At 57.1% G+C, this 12,603-nt stretch carries 14 protein-coding genes; all 14 read right to left on the bottom strand.

Translation table 11 applies throughout. From position 1 onward, the window contains the following. Window positions 1-25: 25 nt before the first annotated feature. Window positions 26-712, bottom strand: a complete 687-nt coding sequence (locus VQ071_RS07825) for a hypothetical protein (protein WP_340513346.1) — start codon at window positions 710-712, stop codon at window positions 26-28. 12 nt (window positions 713-724) lie between these two features. Beyond that, window positions 725-2,134, bottom strand: coding sequence for a hypothetical protein (locus VQ071_RS07820; protein ID WP_340513345.1), 1,410 nt, complete (start codon window positions 2,132-2,134; stop codon window positions 725-727). Window positions 2,135-2,138: 4 nt separating this feature from the next. Further along, window positions 2,139-2,696 (bottom strand): phage adaptor protein, encoded by a 558-nt coding sequence (locus VQ071_RS07815; RefSeq protein WP_340513344.1) that lies wholly within the window; start codon window positions 2,694-2,696, stop codon window positions 2,139-2,141. 35 nt (window positions 2,697-2,731) lie between these two features. Continuing rightward, window positions 2,732-3,004 (bottom strand): hypothetical protein, encoded by a 273-nt coding sequence (locus VQ071_RS07810; RefSeq protein ID WP_340513343.1) that lies wholly within the window; start codon window positions 3,002-3,004, stop codon window positions 2,732-2,734. A 10-nt stretch (window positions 3,005-3,014) separates the two neighbouring features. After that, window positions 3,015-4,874, bottom strand: coding sequence for a glycosyl hydrolase family 28-related protein (locus VQ071_RS07805; protein ID WP_340513342.1), 1,860 nt, complete (start codon window positions 4,872-4,874; stop codon window positions 3,015-3,017). Between the two features lies 1 nt (window position 4,875). Continuing rightward, complete coding sequence (locus VQ071_RS07800; protein WP_340513341.1) at window positions 4,876-5,433, bottom strand: phage adaptor protein; 558 nt, start codon at window positions 5,431-5,433, stop codon at window positions 4,876-4,878. A gap of 49 nt (window positions 5,434-5,482) precedes the next feature. After that, on the bottom strand, window positions 5,483-5,830 hold the full coding sequence (locus tag VQ071_RS07795; protein ID WP_340513340.1) for a hypothetical protein: 348 nt from the start codon (window positions 5,828-5,830) through the stop codon (window positions 5,483-5,485). Between the two features lie 57 nt (window positions 5,831-5,887). Further along, window positions 5,888-6,823, bottom strand: a complete 936-nt coding sequence (locus VQ071_RS07790) for a N4-gp56 family major capsid protein (RefSeq protein ID WP_340513339.1) — start codon at window positions 6,821-6,823, stop codon at window positions 5,888-5,890. 20 nt (window positions 6,824-6,843) lie between these two features. Continuing rightward, the gene (locus VQ071_RS07785; protein WP_340513338.1) at window positions 6,844-7,647 is read right to left on the bottom strand and encodes a hypothetical protein; all 804 of its coding nucleotides are present in this window, start codon (window positions 7,645-7,647) and stop codon (window positions 6,844-6,846) included. 95 nt (window positions 7,648-7,742) lie between these two features. Further along, the gene (locus VQ071_RS07780; RefSeq protein WP_340513337.1) at window positions 7,743-9,488 is read right to left on the bottom strand and encodes a portal protein; all 1,746 of its coding nucleotides are present in this window, start codon (window positions 9,486-9,488) and stop codon (window positions 7,743-7,745) included. Between the two features lie 17 nt (window positions 9,489-9,505). Beyond that, a complete protein-coding gene (locus tag VQ071_RS07775) occupies window positions 9,506-10,987 on the bottom strand; it encodes a terminase large subunit domain-containing protein (RefSeq protein ID WP_340513336.1) in 1,482 nt (493 codons plus the stop codon). Further along, complete coding sequence (locus VQ071_RS07770; protein ID WP_340513335.1) at window positions 10,944-11,426, bottom strand: hypothetical protein; 483 nt, start codon at window positions 11,424-11,426, stop codon at window positions 10,944-10,946. The genes VQ071_RS07775 and VQ071_RS07770 overlap by 44 nt, the downstream gene beginning before the upstream one ends. Before the next feature lies 1 nt (window position 11,427). Continuing rightward, window positions 11,428-11,685, bottom strand: a complete 258-nt coding sequence (locus VQ071_RS07765) for a hypothetical protein (RefSeq protein WP_340513334.1) — start codon at window positions 11,683-11,685, stop codon at window positions 11,428-11,430. 471 nt (window positions 11,686-12,156) lie between these two features. Then, window positions 12,157-12,600 carry an ArpU family phage packaging/lysis transcriptional regulator gene (locus VQ071_RS07760; protein ID WP_340513333.1) on the bottom strand — a complete coding sequence of 148 codons (444 nt, stop codon included), beginning with the start codon at window positions 12,598-12,600 and terminating at the stop codon, window positions 12,157-12,159. Between the last annotated feature and the right edge of the window lie 3 nt (window positions 12,601-12,603).

Here is a 12,603-nt window from a genome sequence, read left to right as displayed (position 1 = left end):
TATCCAGTATACCATCTCCGGGAATTTAAGCACCCGCAATATTGACTTGAGCGAGCAAAGACCCATTAGCTGCCCAGAGCTTCAAGTTTTTCGCAGTCGGGTCATAGGTCAAATTGCTGGCCATCGAACTTACAGAAGCTGATACACTGGCTAGATCGCTGTAACTCGCCTTCCCGGCTAACAGCATTCCCAGTGTGCTAATACCATCGGTTATATTACTCACATCATCGACGAATAGCTCTCCTCCAGTAACGTGAAAAAAACCTCCATTAGCTAACGAAAGCTCTAATCCCAGATTTAGCATTTTCAAAGTAGCTGCAATATTTCCATTTCTATGGAACTCGATATTAGGAGAAATATTTGCACCCGCAACAAACTTAATCGAATTATTCGCATCCAATAAAACGGCTATGAGATCCCCTGAGCTGTTCAGCTCAACCCGCGGATACGAATCCTTCCGCGTCGCAATGTACGACCCATAGATCTGCACCGACTCGATCAAGCCCGCAATAATGTGGCCTAAGTTTGCCGAGATCGCCGACAGTTCCTCGACAGTCATCTTCTCCGCCGTGATTGACTTTGCCCGAATATTCCGTGCGTCGATATTGCCGTTGAACGCGAAGTCAATTTCCTGGATGACGATCGATAGAACTTCGGACAATTCATCTGCGGTCAGTTTGCGCTTGACCTGCGGCAAGTCTGCAAGACTCATTGCAACCCCTCCTCACAAAGATAGCTTCCGAACCTGCCTCGCCAGCTCGTGTATTCTCACCCAGCCAGTGCCCTCCAGCTTCACGCGGACGATCCGCTCGAGCGCGTACTTGCCGACCGGGATGATCACTCGCTGTGCTTCCATCGCGCCGGTGCCGGTCACGCTCTGCATCAGCTCCCAATCCGCATCCCCCGCCGCCGACTTGGACAGGTAGACGTGCATGGTAGCGCCCGCCGCCATCTCAGCCACAACCCACAGCTTGAGCCAGCGCGCGCGGCGCGCGATTGCAGCGCTCGTAAACGCCTTGCTGACGGCCCGCCAGCTTATAGGTTGTCCCGCATCGTCCGCGCCGTCTTCGAGCCGCAGGACGCGCCCTGCGGCGTCACCTGCGTACAATCGCCCTTGCATCCTCGCATAGCATGTCGGCGTGAAGCCCTTGTACACGCTCCACGCCTCGATGCCCGAACGAGGATCATAGACGAGCGTCACGTCGGGCCGAAGCGTGTAATACAGCCGATCCCCGTCCGTCCCTGCCGCGCTCTGGCTGATGCCGGTCTGATAACCCTTCACGATCTCACTGAACGCCCTATCGGGCAGCATGCCGCCAGTGTACACGTAAATGCCGAGCTGATGAATAAAGCTCAGCTCACCGTCCCGCGTCACCGCGCTCTTATTACTCGCGAATCCTACGTCCTCGGTAATGGGGAAGGTCTGGAAGTCGGAAGGAAGCGAACCGTTCAGCCGCAGCAATGAATTCGGCGTCGCGATCGTCAGCCGCGACAATCCCGCCGACAACCCGATCACATCTTCGCCCCGCGCCGTCTCGATCGTTTTGCCGTAGCTATCCGAGTCCGTCCCGCCGAAGGCGTCAAAGATCTCCGGTTCGTCGAGCTTACTCGCCCGGATCTCCTGCCCAAACGCCACCCACAACCGGTTTTGATAAGTGGTCACGTAGCTTGAACCGGCAGGCGCATTGCCGAACAGTTGCACCGTGCTGCCATCATAGCGGAACATGCCGTCGACGCCGTTTACGCCGACCAGGTTGATATCCGCCCAACCGCCCTGAAAGTTCGTGAACGTCCAGTCGGTCGTCGTGTGCAACCCGGATTTAAGCGTCGACCATGCGCTGCCTGTCCATTTCCGCCATGTGCCGTCCGCGAATACCGCGTGCAGCTCCGTGTCCTTCCAGACGCCGAGGCCCAGCACTTTACCGCCGATCGCACCGCCCAGGACGGTGTAACCCGGCCGCACAGCCAGCGCTGGATAGTCCGCCGTCGTCATGTTCACTGCGTCCGTGAGATAGGCGTCGTCTATCGAGAGCGGATCGAATGTATTGACGCCGCGCCATTCCCGAATCGGAATCGGTTCCGTGACGCCGGGCAGCTCCTGCACGCTCGGCGCCTGCTGCTGAATCAGCCTCATGCCCTCACCCCGTTTGATAGTTCTGCGCGGCCGTGTTCCAAGCTGCAACCTTCTCGGCTTCGTAGTTGGCCGCCTTCGCTGCATCGTCCTCTGCTGCCGCCAGCTTCGCCGCCAGGCCAAGCACATACGACCAGTGATATTCCTCCGGCGCGTCCGGCGTAGCCGTTAGGTTGTCAGAGGTAAATGTCGTCGTCGCAATCCGGTGATAACGAACAATCCCCTGCAACCCGGATTGATAGGGCGCAGGGGAAAGCGTCAGGATATGGCTTGCATCGTCGAAGCTGAATGTAATGTCCGTCGGTGCAACGGCTTCGCGCTGCAGGTTGCGATAGGTAAGCAGCCCGATCTGAACGAGGTCGATATTCTTCTCCCTTACGGCGGCCGGCAGCGTGTAGTCCGTCTGCGCGACGTCGCCAGCGAATCGATGGGCCGCCGGGATCTTCACGACGTTGAAAAAGTCGCCGTTGATCGTATTGATCATCAGCACCTTGTCAGCTGTCCCGACGCCGTTCGGCGCCAGGATGTCAGCTTCGGCGATGATCTGCTGAAGGGTTAATGTCACTCAGCGTCCCTCCTTTGCTGCGCAGTATGGTCCGACTATGCGTCTACTGCCTCTGCGAACTCTGGCAGTGCCTTCAGATATTCGTATGCCTGTTTGTCCCACCGAACTGAATCGTCCTCGTCTGCAGGTACGAAGTCATAATACTTGCGCGTGACTGTGTCCTTGCCTCCCTCAATCGCTTGCTGATTTACGTAGAAAAAGAGTCCGACCGTTAATTTGGTCTTATCGCCTTGGATCAACTCAATGCGTGCGTATGAATCCTGCACTTCTAGACCGCTTTCCAGCGTTACGTTCGTAATGATCGCCATAATATCCCCCCTATCCTACTGTTGTTCCGGTCGCATCTACCCATGTAGCTGCAGCAGAGCGCCATATCGGCTTTCCGAGTGTCGTGTCAAAGTACATCATCCCCACATATCTAACGCCAGCACCGGGACGTTGAGCTGTCGTTCCGGTCAAAGCCGATATTACGGGGATGCCTTCGGATTCGCCAGCAGGCTTCTGTGCGACTGGATCTGTAACAGCCTTAATCCGTAAGTACCCGTTGCTGTCGAGCCATTGATAAAACATATTTGAACCGTATTCGTAGTACAACGGAACAAAGTAGTTCCCGCCGTAGTGCCGGTGACGACCGCCGTTTCCTGGCTTCATGTAGATATCTGCGCCGGTTTGTGAAGCAATAACTTCAAGATTCGAGCCGTTACCAGATATCGTTGCGATTTCTGTTCCTGTGGCTGCGCTAATAATAGTGATGCTTCCGTTAACTTCGACGAATCCGAATTTCGTTCCCTTGTTTCCGTTTCCGAGAATGGTGATCGGATCAGGAATCGCAGTCTTCGTTCCGTTTGAATACTCGATGACTCCGCCGTTCGTGATCAAATTGACACCTTGGAAGAATCCATATCTGCCGATACCGACCGAGCTGCGGTATGAGTCATATACGACCACTTTGCCTTTGCCGACATTATCCAGCGCAATGTTTTCGCCTCTTAGTTGAGGCTCGGCACCGCTGGCGAATGTTTTTTTGAGGATCAGCCCGCAGCTATCGTAGTTCGGACAATCCACATAGGCATCATTTAGCGTCATATCTACACTATCAAGCGTGATGGCGTGCGATGTGGTTGGGAAAGATTCATTTGGCATGCAGTAGAAATCTTCTACATATACGCCAGTCGTGTAGGTCAACCCCCACTCGACATACAAATTACTGCCCAAACCATACGAGGAGTCGAGGCGATTGAAGTAGATGATCGATGATCTCCTACTGGAGGAGCTGGAGATATAAATGTTCTTCTGCTTGGCCCGGGCAACATATAAATTATTGAAGGATAGATGCTCTGCGCCATAGACGTACAAGCCGACGTTTGCTCCGTTGACTCCACCCGTCTGACCCTGAGCATCAATTGCGAAATCATTAACGGAAATACCGCTTGTAAGCGTGGTCCCGTCTCCTATTTGCAACACTGGTTTAGAGGCATCCGCAGGCAGTAATACAGAACCGTTATATTCCCCGTTAAGACCCGTCACTCCGCGTCCTTGGATAATTAACCCCAGCCCTGAGACGACCAGATTCACACGATATTTTCCGGCCGGAAAGAGAATGACGTTTTTCCCATTCGCCCTGGCGTAACTGATAATAGCATGAATTGCAGCAGTATCGTTCGTGACGTCATCGCCCTTTGCCCCGATCAATGGTGCTGGTGGGCTTTTTACGTTTATCGCAATATCCGCCAACTGCGCACTAGTCGCGTAGCCTTCCAGGCCAAATGTATCGCTAAGCCGGAAGCCGCCGCGCGGATCGGCCTTGTCAATGATCGTGCTCACGTTCCCGTTCGCGTCGGTCGTCACCTCGGCCAAGGTGATATAGTCGGTACCCGCCGCCCCCGGTGCATGCGACGTCAGCCAAGAGAAATCGCCCGATGCCTTGAAGTCCAGATAATACGTCGTGTTCGGCGTGGCCGTCATGAATGCTGTGCCGTCGCGCTTCATCACGCTGCCGCCGATGACCGCAATAGCCCCCGTCACGTCGACAACGTTGTTTCGATAGACGTTCTTGCTCGCGACAGCGCCGCTGACCACATAGGACTTAAGGAAATGACCGACATCATCGAAGCCCTTAATCTTGTCATAATCCTGGTATGTCTCCTGCGTAACCTTGGCAATATCTTCGAGGCTCATCTCACCACTCCTCCAGTCGTATCTGTGATGCAGCAGGCGCTTGGTTTGCGATAACATAGTCCGGTAGCAGATTGTCGTACCGCGCTTTATAGTCCGCTGCCTCGGCGCCTACGGTCGTCTCTTGCAGGACGCCCCAAACCAGCAGCATATGATAATCCGGATCCATATCCGGCTCAGCGTTCAGATCGCCTACCGTTAAGGCCCGGCTTGATGTCTTGTGGAATATCGTCAGCCCCCGCGTGATCGCCTCCGTAGGCGCCGGGAGTATGACGATGGTCTTATTGAGAATGGAATAGTACCGGGAATGCCCGTGTTCCTGTAGTCCCTGCTGCGGACATCGCGCACCGTTGACCAGCACCTCGACGATGCTGCCGGCCGGGCACGGTAACGGGTAAGTGGAAAGGTTCGGCTCCAGATCGAGCCGGGATACTTCGACGTCAGTGCTGTGCATGCGCTTGATGTTGTTCTTGACCTGGATGATCTTGCGGATGATGGACGGCATAGAAAGCGATTTGGTCGACCGCTCCTGAATCTCTTCGACGATCTCGATTAAAAGCAAGACGCTCACCCTCCTGTCAGCGAAGGGCGAGCGCCCTCCTGTAATGGATTTAGATCAGCTTCGACTGGCGAAGCACTTCAGCGACGGATTCCGGCACTTCGACTTCCTTGCCGAGCTGGATCTGGTACGTATAGCCGTTGATCTGGACCGTCGTGTACGGCCAGACCACTTTACCACCTGCCTGTTCCTGCGCCTCCAGCTGGTCGCGGGCATCCGGATCGAGGTAAACGCGGACGCGCACCTTGTCCTGCAGCGCGAGCTGCTCGCCGGTCGACAATGCCGCCTTATCGAAGTCCTTGTCCGTGAGCTTCTCCGCAGCCTTCGCAGCCTTCGCTGCCTTATCCGCTGCGGCCTTCTCTGCCGCCAGCTCTTCAGCCGTCTTCTGGTTCTCTGCCATGTCGGCACCTCCGAATAATTGTTGAAATGATAGAAGGAGGGTTGCCCCTCCTCCGATTTAGCCGCTGACCGTGTGCTCGATGCGCACCATAGCCAGTTGCTGCAGAATCTTCACCGTGAACAGCGCCTTCCAGCCGGACGTCGCACGTTGGTCGAGCGGATCGCTCGTACCGCCGGAGCCCAGCGGCTTGATGATGTTCTTCACCGCGCCGCTCGATTCGATGTCCGTCATGAAATAGGAGTCCTTGCCGAACACGAGCGTGCTGTACACGTCCACGCTTGCGGCACCGGCGCCTGCGAACTTCTTCGCCAGCGACGTCTCGACGAAGCGAACGCCGTACAGACGGCCGATCTCACCATCGAAGATCTGTGTCGATCCAGCGTACTTGGCCGCCTCTTCCCACTTCGAGTCGCCCTGCAGGTCGAACGTGGCGCCTGGCTCGACGATCGCCACGAAGTTCCGTCCGTCGATTGGCTTGGCGTTGTTACGCTTCAACGTACGAACCGCTTTGCGGATCTCCAGCACGGTCAGGTTATCGCCTGCGGCCACGGTGACGCGGCTGACGCGCCCATTCGCGTATTGCACGGACGTACCGGTATTCAGGTTGTCCCGTGCGACGGCGTCCAGCGTCTGCGCTGCCTGCTCGCCGAGCAGATCGGCCGTCTCGTCCAGGACCGGGTCGATGGCCGTCAGGTCAAGCACGTCGGAGACTTGTACGAAGTCGCCGTATTGCTGGACCGTCGCCGTCATTTCGGTCATCGCGAGCGTGTTGCCTGCAGGCGTTACGCCCTCCGTAAGCGGCGTCGTGGCCGGCGCAAGCGGTGTGAAGCTGCGCAGGTTGATCGTCTTGCCGCCATTACGTGGAATAGGACGCTTCTGTGCGTACTTCATGAACGTCAGATTCGGTAGCATGCGCGCGACAAGCTTCTTGTCATAGTACGTTTGAATCGTAGGGGCCAGGCCAGCCGTGCCCGTGGTTTGCGTCGTTGCCATGGATGATTCACCTCACGTTGTTATTGGAGCGTTATGCGCTCCCCATTCTGGACACGGCGCGAGATCGCCTCGAGATCCTTAACGCTCATCTTCGAGACGTCCAGCGTCGTGTCCCCGGGCTTGTCATTGCCCGGCAGGATTTGCCGCGACTCGCGGTTCGCGAGATTCGCCAGCACGGACTGCTCCGTTTCCTTGCTCACCGCGGCCAGCTTGTCCGCATGGCTCGTGATGATATAGGCGTCCTCCAGGCTGTAGCCCCTCTGGATCGCCAGGTCGAATGTCTTGTCGCGGTACGTGTCGAAGTCCGGGTATTTGGCCTTCAGCGTGTCGATGTCGGCGCGCACCTGGCGCTCCGCTTCCGCCTGCTGAAGCTTCTGCAACTGGGCCTTCGTGGCTTCCAGCTCTTTGTTCACCGGCTTGAAGTACTGGTCGTACGTCGCCGGGTCAACGCCAAGCCGCTGCGCCTCGCGTTCCGCTGCCTGCTGCGACACATGCTCGTCCAGCGCGGCCAGATACTCGGCGTGCGAATCGAACCCGGCCGCTTTGGCGATGCGCTCCAGTGTCGACTGGACGCCCTTCAGCGGCTCGTAATCCTTCTCCAGCTTCTGCCGTTCCTCCCGGAGCCGAGCCGCGAACGACTCCTGGTGCGTGACGTCCGGCGTCGCTGTCGTACCCTCTGCGCCTGGCGCGGGGGCGCTCCCCGAACCGGATGGATCACCATCTGCCGCAACGCTAGGCGGCGCAGTATCGGACGCTGCGGCGCTGCCGCCAACGTCAAGGCCCCCGTCTTCCTCGAAGAGGGGGTGCAGTCTGAATCTAAACATATGAATACCTCCTGAGTGGGCGGCGCAACTCCACTCGATCAACGCCGCGGGTTATGTTTTATAGCAAGGGCCACTGGACTCTCACCGGCGGCCCGTTATCGTTTTACCATCTGCATGAGCTGCTCCAGGATCTGCTGCTCGCTCATACCCTGTCCGGCCATCAAGTCAATTTGCTGCTGAATCTCCGGCGGAGACGCGGCATATATGTCATCCAGCGTCGGTTGCTCCGGCAGACCGAGCGGCGCGGCCGCCGGCATCGCTGGTTGTGCCTGTGCTGGCATAGCGCCCGGCGGCGTTCCACCCGTCTGTGGCTGCGCGGCCGGCGCGGGAATGGCCTCCTGCTCGCGGAGACGAGCGACGATGCGATCCTTGTTCGGCAGGTTCTTCTGCATGTCGACGTACTCCGAACCCAAAAGCAGCCCTTTGCTGAACAACTCCTCGCCGAGCTGCGCGATGAACGCCTCGCTGGTCGGTGTACCGGCGCCGGCGCTCACCTTGATGTCGAAGTCCACGTCGGCGTACTTGGCTGCCTCGAACTCGATGAACTCATAGCCGCCATCCTCGCCCGTGATGCGGATGTACCGCGTCTCGTTGTAAAACTGCTTCACCAGCTCGACCATCTGCTTGTACACCTCGGTGATAGAGGCGTACAGGTTGCGGGCGATCCCCTTGATCGGGATGCTACCCTGCTCCTGAAGCAGTTGGATCGCCGCGGCCGCCGTGACACCGCTCGGCGTCTCTCCCGTCAGCGCGTCATATACGCCGCCGATGCGCTCGATGTAGCCCTGCAGCATGTCCGCCAACTTGTACACGTCGCCCGGGAAGCTCGGCGGCTGAAGCCAATGAACCGATTTCTGAGGATCCTTCGCGTACCAGGTCATACCCGGTTTGCTGATCCACTTGTTCTTGTCGATGCCGGACATCGGATCAATCAGCGCGATCGGGTTAGCCGTGAGGAGTGCCGCCGTAGACGGCATCTCGACCAGCTTGTTCAGCAGCTTTTGGTTACTCATGATGTTGCGGATCTCCGAAATGCCTAAGATCGACTTGCGGCGCTTCTTCGCGACGAACGGGACGAACGGATACCGGCCGTGCTTGTAGATGTCCTTAATCTTCTTCAGGATCTTGCCGCCTGCCGCGTACGTCACGTTCAGCTTGCCGTCCTCTTTGGCCCATCGCTCGAACAGCATCACGCTATCCTTGCGATCCACGTACGGACGGTCGTAGATATCGGTGCTGAAGCGCCCGGACGAATCGGCCTCGACCTCTTTGCCGAACTTGTCCTTGATCCAGGCGACCGTCTTTGGCACCGCGTAGATGATGTACCGGCACTCCTCCACCGTTGCCGCCTGCGGGTCAAAGTAGATATTGGCCGGGTCCGGTGCCTCAACGGCGACGTCACCGCGCCAGACATTGCCCTTGCCTGGCTGGCCGCCCTTCAGCGACTGGTCCCAGTAAACCTTGAACCATCCAATGTCGAGCAGCAGTCCTGCCTGCACGACTTCCTCCGTGCGGCTGTCCAGGTCGACGCGCTCGCCAATGACGTCGGTGACTTGTGTGAACAGCTTCGCCGCATCCTCGTCGCCCTGCGCGGTCGGCAGCAGTATGCCGGTTGGACGGCTGTTCGTGAGCTGCGGACGCTTCTGGTCGACGATATAGCTCGCGTAGTTCACGACGGGATCGGGCCGCCAGCTCGCACGCTGCTTGGCCCATTGGTCCGCCATGTAATAGGCGTCGTACTCGCGCCACTCCGCATGCGTCTGCGCCAGCGCGGAGTCTGCCGCCTTGAACTCGTCCTCGATCTGGTGGTACTCCATCTCTTCCGTGATCTTGTCAGCCAATGCTCCACCTCCTCCCCTTACAGGTCATGCCAGGATACCGGATCGTTGTCTTCACGCAGCGCCGCCGGCAGATGCTGCTGATCGAGCTGCTGCACGTGCGACACGGCGTTCTGCACGCTCGGTCCTTCGGGCACCAGGTCCGGCCGTGACATGATGTAATACTTCAGGTCATCCATCGCGTGGTCGTTCTTCTTGATCGGCTTTTCTGGACCGTCCTGCGCCGTATGCTGCGGCTTCCAGCGATACGACTTGATCTCGCGGATCATGTTCACGCAATTGCGGAATATGAAAAGCTTCGGCTTCCCACGCGGCCAGACATCTGGCTGTGAATAGGGCCGAAGCTTCAGGAATTGCTTAACGCGCTGTATGCCGGTCCAGACATCCTTCTCGACGCCGGTATCGGCCATGACCTTATGCTCCCAAAACAGCTCGGTGACCGTCTTCTCGGCGGCCAGCGTCTTCTGATTGGCCGCCGAGTCGATCAGCGTCTGTAGGTAGCCGTTAGGCGTGAACTGCCAGTCAAGACGCGCAGCGATCTTGCGCAGCTCATCGGCATGCCACTCGACCGACTGGCCTGCCTGATAATGCTCCTCGATCACATAGACCGTGTTGCTCGTCGGGTCCACCGCGTAAAAGTGAGCCGACAATGGCGCGTCCAGGCCTGGGTCAATGCTGATGTTGTCGTACCAGGACTTCGGCACATCGAACGGGTCAATGACGTGGACGTCCTCATCGAACTCCTTATAGACGAGGCCGGACATCGCGACGAACTTTCCGTACTGCCGGGCCTCGCGGTCCTCTTCCGACATCGTCGCTTCGAGCTGTGCGATCTCGTCCCGATGCAAGAACGGGTTATCGGCCCACTGCATGAGCCAATATTCAATCTGCGGATCCCCGATCTCGTTCATGTAAATCGTGTCGTACACCCACGTGAGACCCTGCAGCGGCGTCATCGTGCCCCACAGATCCCCCCGCGTATCCACGACGCGCATCTTACATTCGGCATAGATGTCGTCGGGCGGCTCCTCATCGAACCATACCCAGTCCTGGCTCGTCCCTTGAAACTTGGCTCGCCCCTGGTCGCAAGACTTGAACGCGATCGTGCTGACGCCGCCGTGCACGGACTCAACCAGGATAAAGTCGATGATCGCATTCTCTGGATCGTCGCGTTTGCCCTGCCGCACATACACATCCTTGATCCATGCGGGATTCAGGTAAGACAGCACCTTTTTTTGGGCGACGTCGCGCTGCACTTCGTTCGTCAGAGAAACAACCCAGCCATTCGTCGGCCTACCGATCCGGCGATAAGGGTGATTGCCTCTAGCGCGCCACACAGCCTCTACGGCGCCGCACTCCGTCTTCCCAGTACGGTTACCGCCGAACGCCCACTTGTTGCGCTTGGCGGAGCGGTGGAAAGCCTCCTGCTTGCGGTGCGGCCGATAGTATTCAAGCCGGTTATGTTTGAGGCGGCGCTCCAGTTCGAGCCTGTAGGTCTGCAACCTTCGCAAGCTCGTCGTTAATTCGCTCGCGGAGCTCATCTTCGCTCAACCCTTCCAGATTCACCTCATGCCGCATCTGGCCGCTATGCTCTTGTGCGACTCGGTCCTTGTATTTGTCAGGCATAGCGCCCTTCATCAGGAAGATCAGCAGCGTGTCCGAATACTTGCGGACTTTACCGACGGCTTCGCCCTGGTAAAATACAGGCTCATCCACGCCATGAACGGCACGGCGGCGGGCTTCCTGCTCCAAATATTCGGCAGCTTCTTCCTTGGCAGACTCAAAGGCAGCGGCGTATACCGGATCATTCTGCATCCAGACGTAATGCAGTCCGCGCTCGACGTCTGCCGCCTTCGCCGATTGGGTTATGTTCGCCGTTTGGGCATATGCCGCGAGAAACGCCCTCTTTTTCGGGTGTCTAATCTTGTTCGAAGCGGCCATCTTAACCAGCCCCCGATTTCTGCATCTCGATCTCGCGTGCCCACTCTTCCTCGTCGGTCATATCGATCGGCTCCGACTTCGGCGCAGCGGCTGCCGGCTGCATCTGCTTGTACTCGACGAGGTCCTTGCTCATCAGGCGATCCAGCATGTCGCGCCGTTCGGCGGCCCATATCTTCGACGTTCGCTCGACGTGTAAATAGCTGGAGACGCCGAACAAGACTGTGGCGGCAAGGCACAGGACGACGAATGTAACACTCATTGACTCACCCCGTTGTCAGATCATCTAATTTTTGGTAAACTAGCTTTGCACCGCTCGGAAAGCATCCGGCGGTGTTTTTGCATTTATTGCAGAAGTTCGAAGTATTTACCCGTCTATTCCGGCATTTCCTTTGTACTATTCCGATACTTAAACCACAAGAACGGGTAAGCGTACCATCTCACAACGATCTTTATGCGTATTTTCAGTCCAACCGGTTCCATCGTGTAGTAGGCTCCGGTACATATCCTTCGCTTTCCTTCGAGCAATCGCGCCATTGCCGATCCCTCCGATCATAAAAAAAGCCACTAACCGAAGTCAGTGGTAGTTATGTCGTATGTGATGGTCAAACGTCATTCGTCGTCCTCAAGAGAGTGCCTCCGCACCCCACGAATAACGTCTGACCTAATATAAATATATCATGGTTTTAGTCAATTAATCGGACACAGAGCGGACATAAACCGGCCATAATTTTTACTCCTTAAGTACGAGCAGCCTTAGTGATGTGGCTAACCGGTATATCGCATATGACTTTATGCGCCTATAGTGTCGATCGCTAAACCCAAGCGCATTGGCGACGTCTGCGTCAGCTACATCGTCATCATCGAGATACAGCATGCGGATGAGCCTTTGCTGCCGCGTCCCTAGCCTTGATATGGCCTGCTCTGCGCGCTCTACGTGCCGTTTGCGCCTCTCCTGCTCGCTTACGTTGGCAATAGCCAGCGCCCCCGTCTGATTGCTTGTGAGGCCAGTGTAGCTCCTTGGCATGTCGCTGTAGGATGCGGTCATGGACGGCTCTTCGGGGATGTACTCGGTCACCTTGTATTCTCGGGCATATTTGAGGTACTTCTCGACTGCTTGCTTGGTCGCCTCCTCGTCCATCTTGTATATGTCAAGTGATATTTGGATGGCTCCCATATG

Origin of the sequence: Cohnella sp. 56 (assembly GCF_037963805.1) — a bacterium.
GTDB lineage: Bacteria > Bacillota > Bacilli > Paenibacillales > Paenibacillaceae > Cohnella.
This window is presented reverse-complemented; position numbering and strand designations above follow the sequence as displayed.